Here is a 15754-nt window from a genome sequence, read left to right as displayed (position 1 = left end):
GGGTGGATGACTCGGATTTTCGCGATTGTGCAGGAGACTCAATTGCGCCCGTAGGTGTCCTCGTAGCGCACGATGTCGTCCTCGCCGAGGTAGGAGCCCGACTGCACCTCGATGATCTCCAGCGGCACCCGCCCCGGGTTCGCCAGCCGGTGCACCTGCCCCAGCGGGATATAGGTGGACTGGTTCTCGGTGAGCATCAGCACCTTGTCACCGTTGGTGATCTCGGCCGTGCCGGTGACCACGATCCAGTGCTCGGCTCGGTGGTGGTGCATCTGCAGGCTCAGGCTGGCGCCCGGCTTGACCATGATGCGCTTGACCTGGAAGCGCGGTCCGCTGTCGATGCTGTCGTACCAGCCCCAGGGGCGGTGGACCTTGCGGTGCAGGCTGTGCTCGGTGCGGCCGGCCTTGTCGAGCTGCGCGACGATCTTCTTCACGTCCTGGCTGCGGCTGCGGTCGGCGACCATCACGGCGTCGGCCGTCTCGATCACCACCACGTCATCGAGCCCGACCACGCTGACCAGCCGGCCCGAGGCGTGGACCAGCGTGTTGCGGCTGTCCTGCGTGATCACGTCGCCGACGCTGGCGTTGCCGTTCGCATCCTTGCGGGCCACCTGCCAGACGGCGTCCCAGGCGCCCAGGTCGTTCCAGCCGGCGCTCAGCGGCACCATGCGGATGTCGAAGTCCGTGCCGGGGCAGCGCTCCATCACCGCGTAGTCCACCGACTCGCTCGGCACGGCGGCGAACTCGGCCTTGCCGGGACGCACGAAGCTGGCGTCCGTCTTGCGCACCGCCCAGGCCGCACGGGTCGCGGCCGCGATGTCGGGGCGGAAGGTCTCCAGCGCCTGCATCCACACCGAGGCCTTCAGCACGAACATGCCGCTGTTCCAGAAGTAGCCGCCTTCGCTCAGGTAGCGCTGCGCCGTTTCCAGGCTGGGCTTCTCGACGAACTGGGCCACGCGGGCCGCGCCCAGTTCCGGCGTGGTGCGGATATAGCCGTAGCCGGTCTCGGGGGCGTCCGGCGTGATGCCCAGGATGGCCACCGCACCATGGGCCGCCAGCCGCACGGCCTGCTGCAGCGCGGCGGTGTACGCGGCCGGGTCGGTGACCGTCTGGTCGGCCGGTGTCACGACCAGCACCGGGTCGGCACCGCCGTCGAGCGCCTGCAGCGCCGCCAGCGTGAGCGCCGGGGCCGTGTTGCGGCCCATGGGCTCCAGCACCACGGCCAGCGGTGTCTGACGGATCTCGCGCAGCTGGTCGAGCACGAGGAAGCGGTGCTCCTCGTTGCCGACGATCAGCGGGGCGGACAGCGTCAGCTCGGGCGTGGCCAGGTCGGCCAGGCGCTGGGCGGCCTCCTGGAACAGGCTCTGGTTGCTGTCGCCCAGCACCAGGAATTGCTTGGGATAGCCCGCGCGCGACAGCGGCCACAGCCGGGTGCCGCTGCCGCCGGCCATGATGACGGGCTGCACGACGATCGACGTGCCATTCGATGAAGCCGCAGAGGAGGCAGCAGAAGAGGCAATGGAACTCATGAGATAAAAATTCCCTGGTGGTGAGTAGATTCCCTGAATTGTGCAGACCGTCCCGGTCAATTCCGGCGCTGGAGAGCCCCAATGACGCCCCGGTCGTGCAAAGTTGGACTCTTATTCAGCCGCTGCCAAGGAAGCCCGCTCTGGAGGCAAGACCCTCACCTGACGCGAGAAACGCACATCGGGCTTGACAAGCCGAAGGGTGCTTGTGGTCATTTCACGCCAGAAAGACACGGGCTGGCAGCATCCGCAGGATAATCACGCCCGTGATGACGCCCCAAACTGACGCCGCGCCCGATCTGGCCGCCCCCGCCCGCTTCGACACCCTGCCCCTGGACGCCAAGCTCCAGCGTGCCATCGGTGACGCCGGTTACGAGACGATGACCCCCATCCAGGCCAAGGCCATCCCGATCGTGCTGGAAGGCCGCGACGTGATGGGCGCCGCGCAGACCGGCACCGGCAAGACCGCCGCGTTCTCGCTGCCGCTGCTGCAGAAGATGCTCAAGCACGAGAACCCGAGCGCCTCGCCCGCCCGCCACCCGGTGCGCGCCCTGGTGCTGGCGCCGACCCGCGAGCTGGCCGATCAGGTGGCCGTCAACGTCAAGACCTACGCCAAGCACAGCAACCTGCGCGTGGCCTGCGTCTTCGGCGGCATCGACATCGCGCCGCAGACGGCCGAACTCAAGCGCGGCGTCGAAGTCCTGATCGCCACGCCGGGCCGCCTGCTCGACCACATCCAGCTCAAGAACTGCCAGCTCAACCAGGTCGAGTACGTCGTGCTGGATGAAGCCGACCGGATGCTCGACATCGGCTTCCTGCCTGACCTGCAGCGCATCCTGAGCTTCCTGCCCAAGACACGCCAGACGCTGCTGTTCTCGGCCACGTTCTCGCCCGAGATCAAGAAGCTGGCGCAGAGCTACCTGCAGGATCCCGTGCTGGTCGAAGTCGCCCGCCCGAACGCGACCGCCACGAATGTCGAGCAGCGCTTCTACAGCGTTGCCGACGAGGACAAGCGCCGCCTGATCGCCCAGATCCTGCGCCAGCGCGAGATCCGTCAGGCCATCATCTTCGTGAACTCCAAGCTCGGCGCCGCCCGGCTGGCGCGCACCTTCGAGCGCGACGGCCTGCGCACCGCTGCGCTGCACGGCGACAAGTCGCAGGACGAGCGCCTGAAGTCGCTGGCGGCGTTCAAGGCGGGGGAAGTCGACCTGCTGGTGGCCACCGACGTGGCCGCCCGCGGTCTGGACATCGCCGACCTGCCCGCCGTCTTCAACTACGACGTGCCGTTCAACGCCGAAGACTACGTGCACCGCATCGGCCGCACGGGCCGCGCTGGCGCCTCGGGCATCGCCATCACGCTGGCGACGCGCGACGACACGCGGCTGGTGGGCGACATCGAGAAGCTGATCAAGAAGACGATCACGCTGGAAACGGCTGAGCTGGAAAACGACCGCCCGCGTCGTCGCCGCGAGTTCGAAGAGGCGCCCGCAGCGTTCAGCGAGCCGCGTCCGATGGCGTCTGCCGCAACCGCTTCCGCACCGCGCCCGATGCGCAGCCGGTCGTCGCAGGATCCGTTCTTCGACCGACCCTACGAGCCGGACCCCAAGGCCACTCCGGTCTGGGAAGGCGCTTCCTCGCCGCCTGCGGCACAGTCGACGGGTGCCGCGCCAGCCGTGTCCGGTCTGGTCAAGCCCAAGCGCCGCATCGCCACGCTGCTGGGCGGCAAGACGCCAACCTGATCCTGAACCCTGCGCGCCGACGGTCAGGCCAGGAAGGCAAAGACAGCGGGCACATCCGCTGGCAGAACCGGCGGTGCCGCCCTCCACTTCGCGACCTGCTGCGTGCGCGTGCTGCCCCCGGCCAGGGTCAGCCCGCAACTGATGCTCAGCCAGGTCTCCGGGTACAGACTGGCCAGCAGTGCCTGCGCCATGGCGGCATTGCGGTAGGGCGTCTCGATCAGCAGCTGCGTCTGCTGCCAGCGGCGCGAGTGCGCCTCCAGTTCGCGCAAGCGCTGTCCACGGGCAGTGGCGTCGGTGGGCAAGTAACCGACAAACGCGAAACTCTGCCCGTTGAGCCCGCTGGCCGCCACCGCCAGGATCAGCGAACTCGGCCCCGACAACGGCATCACCGTCAAGCCCTGTGCATGGGCGACCCGCACCAGCTCCGCCCCGGGATCGGCCACGGCCGGCAAGCCCGCTTCGGACACCAGCCCCACATCGTGCCCCGCCAGCGCAGGAGCGAGCAATCCGGCCCAGTCCGGCGCCTGGGCCCGTGCATCCGGCTTGCCCTTGGGCGGACGGGGCAGTTCGCGGATCGACAGCGCCTGCAGCGGCTGCGCCAGCGGCACCACGGCATCCACCCGCTTGAGCAAGGCCCGCGCGCTGCGGGCATTCTCGGCAACCCAATGCGTCAGGCTGGCCGCCACGCGGATGGCACCAAGCGGGAGCACCTCCTGCAGGTCCGGCAGCGGCTGCCCCTCTGCCACGGTCCCCAGATCCAGCGTGTTGGGCACCAGCCAAAGACGCCCCTTCATGCCACACCCCCAAGTCCGGCATGGACCGCCAGCGTGTCCAGCCCCGCCTGTCGCAACAGCCCCGAGGTCACGATCAGCGGCAGGCCGATCAGCGCGGTGGGGTCATCGGACTCGATCGCGTCGAGCAGCGTGATGCCGAGCGCCTCGCACTTGGCACTGCCCGCGCAGTCATACGGCTGCTCCAGCCGCAGGTAGGTCTCGATCTCCACATCGCTCAGCGCCCGCAAGCGCACGGTCACCGGCACACGCCGCACCGCCTCGAACGCCAGGTCGTGCCGCAGCACCGCCACCGCCGTGTGGAACACCACCGTGCGGCCCCGCATCGCCCGCAGCTGGGCCACGGCGCCGGCATGGTCGCCGGGTTTGCCGATGGGCTGGCCATCCAGCTCGGCCACCTGGTCGGAGCCGATCACGACGGCCTGCGGACGCAGCGCGGCCACGGCACGCGCCTTGGCCAGCGCGAGACGCTCGCTCAGCGCCGCAGGGGACTCTACCGGCAGCGGGGTTTCATCGACCTCGGGGGCCAGCACGTCGAATGGCAAACGCAGACGCGCCAGCAGCTCGCGCCGGTAGACCGAGGTGGAAGCCAGCACCAGGGCCGGCACAGGGGAATGGAAAGGCAGCATCCCGACATTGTTCCACCAGCACACCCCCGTACACTGCGCGCCATGAAAGCGCGTGAATTCCATCCCCGCCGCCTCGATGTGCGGCCCTTCGCCGAAGCGGGCGAACCCATCGACGGCCATGCAGCGCTCGGCGACTTCGAGCGCCTGCTCGCGTTGCGGCACACCGAGGTCACCGTCGACAAGGCGGCCCCCGTGCGCTGGTCAGCCAGGGGTGAGCTGCGCAGGCGCAGCGGCGCATCCCCCGAGGTCTGGCTGCACCTGACAGGCGCCACGGCCCTGTCGCAGCAATGTCAGCGCTGCCTGGAGACGGTCGAGACGCCCCTCGCGTTCGAGCGCTGGTTCCTGTTCGTCGACAGCGAGCGCCAGGCGGCGGAGCTGGATGCCGAGTCCGAGGACGACGTGCTGGTCATCAGCCGCCAGTTCGACCTGCTGGAACTGGTCGAGGACGAACTGCTGCTCGCCGCACCGATCGTGCCGAGGCACGAGGTCTGTCCGACGCCAGTGGTTCTCTCGACCGGCGACTGGTCCGACGATCCTGCAGGCGAGACCTCCGAAGCCTCCGCGCAAGCGCCCGCCAACGACAAGCCGAACCCGTTCGCGGTGCTGGCCTCCCTGCGCAAGACCCCGGCGAAAGACTGACCTGTCGGCGTGAATGCAACAGCGTCTCGCCGATGTGTCCGGCGCATCTTTGGACCGATGCCAAGGGTAGTGCTACAATCGAAAGCTTTTCCAATCGGAAAACCCAGGATCCCAGGAGTAAGCCATGGCTGTCCAGCAAAACAAGAAGTCGCCTTCCAAGCGCGGTATGCACCGCTCGCACAACGCCCTGAACACCCCGGGCACCGCGATCGAGTCCACCACGGGTGAAGTGCATCTGCGCCACCACATCAGCCCGACCGGCTTCTACCGCGGTCGCAAGGTGTTCAAGACCAAGGCTGACGCCTGAGTCATCCCAGCCTCAGGGGCCCCGCGATCGCTTGCGGGTATTGACACCGAGTCTGACCAGTCTTGAACGCCACTGCCCCTCTTTCGCGCCCGGTTCGGTTGTCTGTGGATTGCATGGGTGGGGACCACGGTCCATCCGTGACCCTGCCCGCCTGTCGCTCCTTCCTCGATCAGCACCCCCAGGTTGAGCTGATTCTCGTTGGCAAGGCCGAGGCACTCGTGCCCGCCGCCGGCTGGGCGCGCTGTCGTCTGGTCGAGGCGACGGAAGTGGTCGAGATGGACGATCCCGTCGAGGTTGCGCTCCGCAAGAAGCGCGATTCCTCGATGCGCGTGGCCATCCAGCAAGTCAAGCGCAATGCCGACGGCGCCTCGGAGGCGGATGCCTGCGTGTCCGCTGGCAACACGGGTGCGTTGATGGCGGTTGCGCGCTATCTGCTGAAGACGCTCGAAGGCATCGACCGCCCCGCCATCGCGAGCGTGATGCCCAACCAGCATGGTCACTACACGACCATGCTTGATCTGGGCGCCAATGTCGATTGCAGTGCGGAGCACCTGCTGCAGTTTGCGGTGATGGGCAGCGCGCTGGTGTCGGCGGTCGATGGCAAGGAGCAGCCCACGGTCGGCCTGCTGAACATCGGCGAGGAAGTCATCAAGGGCAGCGAGACGATCAAGCGCGCAGGCGAGCTGCTGCGCGCGGCGTCGCTCGCCGGTCACCTGAACTTCCACGGCAACGTCGAAGGCAACGACATCTTCAAGGGCACCACCGACCTCGTGGTGTGCGACGGATTTGTCGGCAATGTGGCCCTGAAGACCGCCGAGGGTCTGGCCGGGATGATCACCAGCTTCCTGAAGCAGGAGTTCACCCGCACGCCGCTGACGAAACTGGTCGCGATGCTGGCCATGCCGACCCTCAAGCGCTTCTCGCGCCGCCTCGACCACCGCCGATTCAACGGTGCGGCCCTGCTCGGCCTGCGCGGTCTCGTGTTCAAGAGCCACGGCTCGGCCGATGCACTGGCCTTCGAGAACGCACTGAACCGAGCGTATGATGCCGCCCGGAATCGACTCTTGGACCGCGTGCACGACCGGATTCTCGAGACGCTGCAGGCCCTCCCAGGTGCGGGCCCGTCCGCCGCTCAACCCGAGGCGCCAGCGGCACGCCATGCCGCATGACCACCACCACACCCCGTTTCTCGCGCATCGCAGGCACCGGCAGTTCACTGCCCCCGCGTCGCCTGACCAATGCCGACCTGGTCGCTGAACTGGCCGCGCAGGGCATCGAGTCGTCCGACGAGTGGATCGTCGAGCGCACCGGCATCCGCGCCCGGCACTTTGTCAGCGCAGACCAGAACGCCAGCGACCTGGCCGTCGAGGCTGGCCGCCACGCCATCGAGGCTGCCGGCCTGACCGGTGCCGACATCGGCCTGATCATCGTCGCGACCTCGACGCCGGACATGGTGTTCCCGTCCACCGCGACCATCGTGCAGCGCAAGCTCGGCATCGTCCATGGCTGCCCCGCCTTCGACGTGCAGGCCGTGTGCTCGGGATTCGTCTACGCGCTGACCGTCGCCGACGCGATGATCCGCACCGGCACCGCCCGCCACGCGCTGGTGATCGGCGCCGAGGTGTTCTCGCGCATCCTTGACTTCCAGGACCGCACGACCTGCGTGCTGTTCGGCGACGGCGCCGGTGCCGTGGTGCTGTCGGCCAGCGACACGCCCGGCATCCTGGCCACCGACCTGAACGCCGACGGACGCCATCTGGACATCCTGTGCGTGCCGGGCACCGTGTCGGGCGGGCAGATCCTGGGCGATCCGCTGCTCAAGATGGACGGACAGGCCGTCTTCAAGCTGGCCGTTGGCGTGCTGGAGAAGACCGCCCGCGCCAGCCTCGCCAAGGCCGAGCGCCAGGACAGCGACATCGACTGGCTGATCCCGCACCAGGCCAACATCCGCATCATGCAGAGCACGGCCAAGAAGCTGAAGCTGCCGCTGGAGAAGGTGATCGTCACCGTCGACCAGCACGGCAACACCTCGGCCGCCTCGATCCCGCTGGCGCTGGACACCGGCGTGCGCAGCGGCCGCATCCAGCGCGGCCAGACGCTGCTGCTCGAAGGGGTCGGCGGCGGATTCACCTGGGGCTCGGTGCTGGTGGACTACTGAGCGCCCTGCGCGCCAACCGTCCCCTCCTCCTCGCCGCATCTCTGCCTCATCTCTTTCACTCCTCTCTTCACGGATCTCGCACCATGACCGCGTTCGCCTTCGTGTTTCCCGGCCAAGGGTCTCAGTCGGTGGGCATGCTCTCGGACTGGGGTGACCACCCCGCCGTGCGCGCCACCCTCGAAGAAGCCAGTGCCGCCCTCGGCGAAGACATCGCCCGCCTGATCGCCGAAGGCCCCAAGGGCGCGCTGGACCTGACCACCAACACCCAGCCCGTGATGCTGACCGCCGGCATCGCCAGCTACCGCGCCTGGCTGGCAGAAGGCGGTGCTGCGCCGGCCTTCGTCGCCGGCCACTCGCTGGGCGAATACACCGCGCTGGTCGCCGCAGGCAGCCTGACGCTGATGGATGCGCTGCCGCTGGTGCGCCTGCGTGCCCAGGCGATGCAGGACGCCGTGCCGGTGGGCACGGGCGGGATGGCCGCGATCCTCGGACTCGAACCGGCCGCCGTGCGCGAAGGCTGCGCCAAGGCTGCCGCCGAATCTGGCGAGGTGGTCGAGGCCGTCAACTTCAACGACCCGAAGCAGACCGTCATCGCCGGCAGCAAGGCCGGCGTCGAACACGGCTGCACCGTGCTCAAGGCCATGGGCGCCAAGCGCGCACTGCCGCTGCCGGTGTCGGCCCCCTTCCACTCCAGCCTGATGAAGCCCGCGGCCGAGCGCCTGCGCGAGCGTCTGGTGTCGATCGATCTGAAGACGCCGCTGATCCCCGTGCTGAACAACGTCGACGTGGCCGTGCAGACCGATCCGGACGCGATCCGCGACGCGCTCTACCGCCAGGCTTTCGGCGCCGTGCGCTGGATCGAACTCGTGACCGAACTCAAGGCGCGTGGCATGACCCATGTGATCGAATGCGGTCCGGGCAAGGTTCTGTCCGGCATGGTCAAGCGCATCGATGCCGACCTCGTCACCGCCCCCTTCTACGACCCGGCCACGCTGGCCGCTGCCAAGGCGCTGCTCGCATGAACGCTCCTGCTCAAGCCCCCCGACAGATCGCCCTCGTCACCGGCGCCAGCCGCGGCATCGGCCGCGCCATCGCGCTGACGCTGGCGCAGCGCGGCTTCAAGGTCATCGGCACCGCCACCAGCGACAGCGGCTCGGCAGCCATCGGCGAGGCGCTGGCCCCGTTCGGTGGCCTGGGTCTGACGCTGAACGTCACCGACGCCGCAGCACTTGATGCAGCGATCGACGGCATCGTCAAGGCCCATGGCGGCCTGCATGTATTGGTCAACAACGCCGGCATCACCCGCGACACGCTGGCCATGCGCCTGAAGGACGACGACTGGGACGCGGTGATCGACACCAACCTCAAGTCCGTCTTCCGCGCCTGCCGCGCCGCGATCAAGCCGATGATGAAGCAGCGCTTCGGCCGCATCGTCAACATCACCTCGGTGGTCGGCGCCTCGGGCAACCCGGGCCAGGCCAACTACTGCGCCTCCAAGGCCGGCGTGGCGGGCATGACCCGTTCGCTGGCGCGTGAACTCGGCAGCCGCAACATCACGGTCAACTGCGTCGCCCCCGGCTTCATCGCCACCGACATGACCGAAGTGCTGCCAGAAGCACAGAAAGCGGCCCTGACGGCGCAGATCCCGCTCGGCCGCCTCGGCTCACCCGAGGACATTGCCGAAGCGGTGGCCTTCCTGGCATCGCCTGCAGCCGGTTACATCACGGGAACGGAACTGCACGTCAATGGCGGCATGTTCATGAACTGACCTGTCCGAGAGGTCCGACCCCTGCCCTGCGCGGACCTCTCGGGCGGCTTCCGAGTGACTTGTGTCTCGGAACCCTTAGAATCGCAGGCTGTTTTGTACCAACCCTCTCGGAGGAGAGAAATGAGCGACATCGAAGCACGCGTCAAGAAGATCATTGCCGAACAACTCGGTGTGGCCGAAGAAGACGTCCTGCCGGCAAAGGCCTTCGTGGCCGACCTCGGCGCAGACTCCCTGGACACGGTCGAACTCGTGATGGCGCTGGAAGACGAATTCGGCATCGAGATCCCCGATGAAGAGGCCGAGAAGATCACCACCGTCCAGGCTGCGATCGACTACGCCCTCGCCAACGCCAAGCCCTGATCCGCTGATCATTCCCTGATCCGCCGGAACGCTTTTTCGCCACCCTTGCAGCACGCATCCGCATGACCCGTCGCCGAATCGTCATCACCGGTCTGGGCCTCATCACCCCGGTGGGCAACACCGTGGACGAGTCCTGGGCCCAGCTCGTGGCCGGGCAATCCGGCATCGACCACGTCACCCGTTTCGACGCATCGAACATGTCGGTGCGCTTCGCGGGCGAGGTCAAGGGCTTCCGCATCGAGGATTACATCCCCGCCAAGGAAGCCCGCCACATGGATACCTTCATCCATTACGGCATTGCCGCGTCGCTGCAGGCGATCAGGGATTCAGGGCTGCCCACAGGCGATGCACTGAGCGAGGAACTCGCCGAACGCATCGGCGTGATGGTGGGATCGGGCATCGGCGGTCTGCCGCTGATCGAGGCCACCAGCGAGGAATACCGTGCGCGGGGTGCCCGCCGCATCTCGCCCTTCTTCGTTCCGGCATCGATCATCAACATGATTTCCGGTCATGTGTCGATCCTGAGCGGCTTCAAGGGACCGAACCTGGCCATCGTGACCGCCTGCACGACCGGCTTGCACAGCATCGGCATGGCGGCCCGCATGATCGAATGCGGCGACGCCGACGTGATGGTCGCAGGCGGCGCCGAAGCCACCGTCTCGCCACTCGGCATGGGTGGCTTCGCCTCGGCCAAGGCCTTGTCGACGCGCAACGACGATCCCAAGACCGCCTCGCGTCCCTGGGACAAGGACCGCGACGGCTTCGTGCTCGGCGAAGGCGCGGGCGTGATGGTCGTCGAGGAATACGAGCACGCGAAGCAGCGTGGCGCCAAGATCTATGCCGAAATCTCCGGTTTTGGCATGAGTGGTGACGCCTTCCACATGACCGCACCGAATGTGGACGGCCCCCGGCGCTCGATGCAGATGGCGCTGCGCAATGCGGGCGTCAATCCCGACGAGGTGCAGTACGTCAACGCCCACGGCACCTCCACACCGCTGGGCGATGCCAACGAGACCAACGCGATCAAGCTGGCCTTCGGCGACCACGCCAGGAAGCTGGTGGTCAACTCGACCAAGTCGATGACGGGCCACCTGCTGGGTGGCGCGGGTGGCATCGAGTCGGTATTCACTGCGCTGGCGCTGCACCACCAGATCTCGCCCCCCACGATCAACCTCTTCAACCAGGATCCTGCGTGCGATCTCGACTACTGCGCGAACACCGCACGCGAGATGCGCATCGACGTGGCCGTCAAGAACAACTTCGGTTTTGGCGGCACCAACGGCACGCTGGTCTTCCGCCGCGTCTGAGCCACCCTGCGCACATCCCGAGGGCAGGCGATGCACCATGCGCCCGCCCTGACACTGGCACTGCAGACCGACCCGCTCTGGCGCAGAAACCTGCGCGCAGGCAGCGTGGTGGGACTGCTGGTCGTGCTGGGCTGGCTGGCCTGGCACAGTGTGGGCAGCCGCAACAGCCTGCCCGACTGGCCGATGCTGGCCGTGGCGACTGTGTCGGCCCTTGCACCGCTGTATCTGCTGATGCGGTCAGGCGCAGAGCGGCCCCCAGCGACCCTGTGCTGGCTGCCGGCACAGGGACTGTGGCGCTTGCTGCCATCACCCACAGACGCCAGCGGCACGCCGCAGCCAGGCCGACTCGACTGCATGGTGGCCGGACAGGACTGGCTGCTGCTGCGCCACCGCGAACCACAAGGGCCGACCACTTGGATCCCGGTGTCCCGGCGCGCGCACCAGGCCGACTGGCACGCCTTGTGCTGTGCCGTGTTCAGCCCTGGTACCAGTCCGCCCCCGACTCTCCCGCAAGCCGATGAATGACGACACCGATCAGCAACTGGTGGACCGGGTCAAGCGCGGGGACATGCAGGCCTTCGAGATGCTGGTGGTCAAGTACCAGCGGCGCATCGAGCGCCTGATCGGCCGCTTCGTTCGCGATGTGGATCTCGTCCCCGATCTGGCGCAGGAAACCTTCATCCGGGCGTACCGGGCGATTCCGCAGTTCCGGGGGGAAAGCGCCTTCTACACCTGGCTCTACCGCATCGCGGTCAACACGGCCAAGAAAGCCCTGTCGGACATCAAGCGTGATCCGGTCATGACGGAAAGCGCTCTGCTCGCGTCTTCTGACGACGATGATGAAACTATCCGTCCCCGCCACGAACTAAGCCATGACGAAACGCCCGAGGCATTGATGGCCAGTCGCGAAATCGCGACCACGGTCAACAGCGCCATCGACGCCTTGCCGGAAGATCTGCGACAAGCCATTCTGCTGCGCGAGGTCGAAGGGCTTTCGTACGAAGAGATCGCCTTGGCCATGGCGTGTCCGATCGGTACGGTTCGCTCGCGCATCTTCCGCGCCCGTGAAGCGATTGCCGTGAAGCTGCGCCCCGTGCTGGATACGAAACAGGGTCAGCGCTGGTGATGCGCTGCCTTGCCTGGAGTGCCTGATGACCGAATCTGACCTGCCCGAGGACCAGACCCGTGCCCGAGAGCGACTGTCGTCGCTCATGGATGGCGACTGCAGCGCTGACGCCGTTGCATCGGCCTGCCGCCACTGGCGCCAGGACGCTGACACCCGCGCCCAGTGGCATGCCTACCACCTGATCGGCGACGTGCTGCGCTCGGAGGATCTGTCCCGACGCAGTGGCGCGGATGCCGAATTCCTGCAGGCGGTGCGCATGCGGCTGGCGCAGGAGCCCGTGGTGCTCGCGCCGACCGCGATGCCGCCGCCATCGGTGCAGGAGGTCGAGGCCAACATCCACCAGACCGCGGCCACCGGTACAGGCGGCCAACGCCACTCCACCCGTTCCCGTTTCCACCTGCGGCGCTGGGTGGCCCCGGTGGGCATGGCGGCGGGCGTGGCGCTGGTGGCAAGTGCCGTGCTGGTGACACGGCCGGGGGGTGGATCCGGCGGCCCCACGCTCGCCACGGCACCTCAGATCAGCACGGTGCAGACCGCCGCCGGCTCGAACACCACCAGTCCGGACAGCGAACTGGTGCGCTATCTGGACGCTCACCAGCAGTTTCCTGGCACACCGGCCCTCGGTCCTGCGCCGGGATTCATGCGCAGCGCTGCCTACGAGCCGATTCCGTCACGATGAGCGCGCCGTTCGACGTCCGGCACCGCATCCGCTGGAAGGCCTCGGTCGCGTTGGCTGGCGTGCTCGCCAGCCCGACGGCGGCGGTCTGGGCCGGCAGTGCGCCGCTGGACATCGTCACCGTCGTGAAGCGCATCCAGGACGCTGCCCTGCGCCGGAGTTTTGCGGGCACCTATGTGGTCAGCCACGGCGGTCACATGACCAGCTCGCGCATCACCCACTACTGTGATGGCCGCGACCAGATCGAGCGCATCGAGGCGCTGGACGGCCAGATGCGGCAGGTCTACCGCCACAACGACACCGTCCACGTGTTCTGGCCGGGCACACGCACCGCACTCATCGAACAGCGTGAACTGGTGGGCCGTTTCCCGGCGCCGCTGCAGCCCGGAGACGGCACCCGACTGGACCAGTACGAGCTGCTCCCGGCTGACGACGAGCGCATCGCCGGCCATGCCACACAGGTCGTGGTGCTGCGACCACGCGATCACCTGAGATACGCGCGGCGCCTCTGGCTGGAACGCCGCACCGGACTGCTGGTGCGCTGGGATCTGCTCAACGAGCGGGGCGAGGTGCTGGAATCGGCGTCCTTCTCGGATCTGCAGCTCAACGTCAAGCCGTCTCCGCAGACGCTGCTGCAGGAAATGCACCGGCTGGACGGCTACAAGGTGAACAAACCGGTCTACACCGCCACCAGCCTGGACAGCGAAGGCTGGACACTGAGCGCGTCCGTCCCCGGCTTCGAGGTCCGCAGGACCGTCCGCCGCCCAATGGCACCCGGAGTCGCCCGGACAGCAGCCCCGGTCGGCTCGGCGGCCAGCACCACGGGCGAGCCCGGTGCCACCATGCTGCAGGCGGTCTACAGCGACGGGCTGACGCACGTTTCCGTGTTCATCGAACCCTTTGTCGCCACCCTGCACAAGCGCGAAGTGCCCGCCACCCTCGGCAGCACCAGCGCACTGAGCCGCCGCAACGGCGACTGGTGGATCACGGCCGTCGGTGCCGTGCCGGTGGCGGCCTTGCAGCAGTTCGTCGACGGTCTGGCGCGGCGCAAGCCCTGAGAAACCACGACGAACCGGCCACGTTTCATACTGACCGTTCTATTTCTTGACCGCACTGGAACAACCGATGTCCGAGTTCACTGTCCGACATGCTTCACGTCGCTGGCTGGTCGCCGCTGCTGCGTTGATCACTTCGGTCGGCCTGTCCGTGACCTTCATGAGCCACCGCGACGCGACGGCACAGTCCACTGCCGCCACGATGACCGCCACCGCGGCACAGTCCGCCACTGGCGCCCCCTTGGCGCGGGGCTTGCCGGACTTCGCCGATCTGGTCGAACAGGTCGGTCCAGCCGTCGTCAACATCCGTACCTCGACCAAGGTCGCCACCGCAGCCCGCGGACAGGAGGGCGGCCCGGACGCCGAGATGCAGGAGTTCTTCCGCCGCTTCTTCGGCATCCCGATCCCGCGGCAGCAGGATCCACGCCGTGGATCGCCGCAGCAGCCCGAGCCGGGCGAAGGTGGTGGCGGCGAGAACGCGCCGCGCGGTGTGGGCTCCGGCTTCATCGTCGCTGCGGACGGTCTGGTGATGACCAATGCGCACGTCGTCGAAGGGGCGGACGAGGTGATCGTGCGCCTGACCGACAAGCGCGAGTTCAAGGCCCGGGTCGTCGGCGCGGACAAGCGCACCGACGTGGCCGTGCTGAAGATCGAGGCCACCGGCCTGCCCACCGTGCGCCTCGGGGACGTCGGCCGGCTGCGTGTCGGGGAATGGGTGATCGCCATCGGCTCGCCGTTCGACCTCGACAACACGGTGACCGCCGGCATCGTCAGCGCCAAGGCGCGCGACACCGGCGACCTGCTGCCCTTCATCCAGACCGATGTGGCCATCAACCCAGGCAACTCGGGCGGCCCGCTCATCAACATGCGCGGCGAGGTGGTCGGCATCAACTCGCAGATCTACAGCCGCTCGGGCGGCTACATGGGCATCTCGTTCGCGATCCCGATCGACGAGGCCACCCGCATCGCCGAGCAGCTCAAGAACGGCGGCCGGGTCGTGCGTGGTCGCATCGGCGTGCAGATCGGTGAAGTCACCAAGGAGGTCGCCGAGTCGCTCGGTCTGCCCAAGGCTGCGGGCGCGCTGGTGCGCTCGGTCGAGCCGGGCGGTCCTGCCGAGAAGGCGGGGCTGGAGGCTGGTGACATCGTGACCCGCTTCGACGGCAAGCCCGTCGAAAAGTGGAGCGACCTGCCGCGTCTGGTCGGCAACACGAAACCGGGAACGAAGAGCACGCTGCAGGTGCTGCGCCGCGGGACCAACCGCGACCTGGCCGTGACCGTGGCCGAGCTGGAGCCGGAAGCCCGCCCGGTCGCCCAGCGCGGCAAGACCGACCCGAAGACCCCGCCCGCCAGCACGCAGGTGGCCTCACTGGGCCTGACGGTCGTCGACCTCAGCGCCGAGCAGCGCAAGGAGCTGAAGCTCAAGGCCGGTGGTGTCCTGATCACGGCAGCGGAAGGTCCAGCGGCCCGCGCTGGCGTGCAGGAAGGGGATCTGGTCTTGTCCGTGGCCAACAGCGAGGTCACCGATGCACGCCAGTTCGAGACGCTGGTGGGCAAGCTGGACAAGACGCGTCCGGTGAGTCTGCTGCTGCGCCGCGGCGAGTGGGCGCAGTACGTGGTGATCCGCCCAGGCCGCTGAGGCAGAACTGAGCGCCGCGACGGCCGAAGTGATCGCG

The 15754-nt window shown here is 67.8% G+C and carries 17 protein-coding genes; 14 read left to right on the top strand and 3 right to left on the bottom strand.

From position 1 onward, the window contains the following. Window positions 1-38: 38 nt before the first annotated feature. Window positions 39-1529: a mannose-1-phosphate guanylyltransferase/mannose-6-phosphate isomerase gene (locus tag U5O44_RS15375; protein WP_322589313.1), complete on the bottom strand. Its 1491-nt coding sequence runs from the start codon at window positions 1527-1529 to the stop codon at window positions 39-41. A 266-nt stretch (window positions 1530-1795) separates the two neighbouring features. Between U5O44_RS15375 and U5O44_RS15370 the strand changes: the two genes are divergently transcribed. After that, on the top strand, window positions 1796-3265 hold the full coding sequence (locus tag U5O44_RS15370; RefSeq protein ID WP_322589312.1) for a DEAD/DEAH box helicase: 1470 nt from the start codon (window positions 1796-1798) through the stop codon (window positions 3263-3265). Window positions 3266-3288: 23 nt separating this feature from the next. Here U5O44_RS15370 and U5O44_RS15365 read toward each other — a convergent pair whose 3' ends face one another. Together U5O44_RS15365 and U5O44_RS15360 are read right to left on the bottom strand one after the other, a co-directional pair. Then, on the bottom strand, window positions 3289-4059 hold the full coding sequence (locus tag U5O44_RS15365) for an SAM-dependent methyltransferase (RefSeq protein WP_322589311.1): 771 nt from the start codon (window positions 4057-4059) through the stop codon (window positions 3289-3291). After that, window positions 4056-4685 carry a Maf family nucleotide pyrophosphatase gene (locus U5O44_RS15360; protein WP_322589310.1) on the bottom strand — a complete coding sequence of 210 codons (630 nt, stop codon included), beginning with the start codon at window positions 4683-4685 and terminating at the stop codon, window positions 4056-4058. The genes U5O44_RS15365 and U5O44_RS15360 overlap by 4 nt, the downstream gene beginning before the upstream one ends. Window positions 4686-4727: 42 nt before the next feature. Here U5O44_RS15360 and U5O44_RS15355 point away from each other — a divergent pair, with 42 nt between their 5' ends. The 13 genes from U5O44_RS15355 to U5O44_RS15295 all read left to right on the top strand — a co-directional run bounded on the left by U5O44_RS15355 (window position 4728) and on the right by U5O44_RS15295 (window position 15717). Then, the gene (locus tag U5O44_RS15355) at window positions 4728-5324 is read left to right on the top strand and encodes a YceD family protein (protein ID WP_322589309.1); all 597 of its coding nucleotides are present in this window, start codon (window positions 4728-4730) and stop codon (window positions 5322-5324) included. Between the two features lie 124 nt (window positions 5325-5448). After that, complete coding sequence (gene rpmF / locus U5O44_RS15350) at window positions 5449-5631, top strand: 50S ribosomal protein L32 (RefSeq protein WP_179632828.1); 183 nt, start codon at window positions 5449-5451, stop codon at window positions 5629-5631. Window positions 5632-5693: 62 nt separating this feature from the next. Further along, the gene (gene plsX, locus U5O44_RS15345; protein ID WP_322589308.1) at window positions 5694-6800 is read left to right on the top strand and encodes a phosphate acyltransferase PlsX; all 1107 of its coding nucleotides are present in this window, start codon (window positions 5694-5696) and stop codon (window positions 6798-6800) included. Beyond that, window positions 6797-7789: a beta-ketoacyl-ACP synthase III gene (locus U5O44_RS15340; protein WP_322589307.1), complete on the top strand. Its 993-nt coding sequence runs from the start codon at window positions 6797-6799 to the stop codon at window positions 7787-7789. The genes plsX and U5O44_RS15340 overlap by 4 nt, the downstream gene beginning before the upstream one ends. Window positions 7790-7872: 83 nt before the next feature. Continuing rightward, window positions 7873-8811, top strand: coding sequence for an ACP S-malonyltransferase (fabD, locus tag U5O44_RS15335; protein ID WP_322589306.1), 939 nt, complete (start codon window positions 7873-7875; stop codon window positions 8809-8811). Further along, on the top strand, window positions 8808-9557 hold the full coding sequence (gene fabG, locus U5O44_RS15330; protein ID WP_322589305.1) for a 3-oxoacyl-ACP reductase FabG: 750 nt from the start codon (window positions 8808-8810) through the stop codon (window positions 9555-9557). The genes fabD and fabG overlap by 4 nt, the downstream gene beginning before the upstream one ends. Before the next feature lie 120 nt (window positions 9558-9677). Beyond that, entirely contained in the window at window positions 9678-9917 is a 240-nt protein-coding gene (gene acpP, locus U5O44_RS15325; RefSeq protein WP_322589304.1) for an acyl carrier protein, read from the top strand. A 62-nt stretch (window positions 9918-9979) separates the two neighbouring features. Next, the gene (gene fabF / locus U5O44_RS15320; protein WP_322589303.1) at window positions 9980-11224 is read left to right on the top strand and encodes a beta-ketoacyl-ACP synthase II; all 1245 of its coding nucleotides are present in this window, start codon (window positions 9980-9982) and stop codon (window positions 11222-11224) included. Window positions 11225-11254: 30 nt separating this feature from the next. Then, complete coding sequence (locus U5O44_RS15315) at window positions 11255-11749, top strand: hypothetical protein (protein WP_322589302.1); 495 nt, start codon at window positions 11255-11257, stop codon at window positions 11747-11749. Then, window positions 11742-12350 (top strand): RNA polymerase sigma factor RpoE, encoded by a 609-nt coding sequence (rpoE, locus tag U5O44_RS15310; protein WP_322589301.1) that lies wholly within the window; start codon window positions 11742-11744, stop codon window positions 12348-12350. Before U5O44_RS15315 ends, rpoE begins: the two co-directional genes overlap by 8 nt. A gap of 25 nt (window positions 12351-12375) precedes the next feature. Then, entirely contained in the window at window positions 12376-13029 is a 654-nt protein-coding gene (locus U5O44_RS15305) for a sigma-E factor negative regulatory protein (protein ID WP_322589300.1), read from the top strand. After that, on the top strand, window positions 13026-14084 hold the full coding sequence (locus U5O44_RS15300) for a MucB/RseB C-terminal domain-containing protein (protein WP_322589299.1): 1059 nt from the start codon (window positions 13026-13028) through the stop codon (window positions 14082-14084). The genes U5O44_RS15305 and U5O44_RS15300 overlap by 4 nt, the downstream gene beginning before the upstream one ends. A 67-nt stretch (window positions 14085-14151) precedes the next feature. Further along, a complete protein-coding gene (locus tag U5O44_RS15295; RefSeq protein WP_416222189.1) occupies window positions 14152-15717 on the top strand; it encodes a DegQ family serine endoprotease in 1566 nt (521 codons plus the stop codon). Window positions 15718-15754 lie beyond the last annotated feature (37 nt).

It is taken from the genome of Sphaerotilus sp. (genome assembly GCF_034519685.1).
In the GTDB taxonomy this organism is placed as follows: Bacteria; Pseudomonadota; Gammaproteobacteria; order Burkholderiales; family Burkholderiaceae_C; genus Sphaerotilus.
Note: the sequence above shows the minus strand (reverse complement) of the source record. Positions and strands in the feature narration are given on the sequence as shown.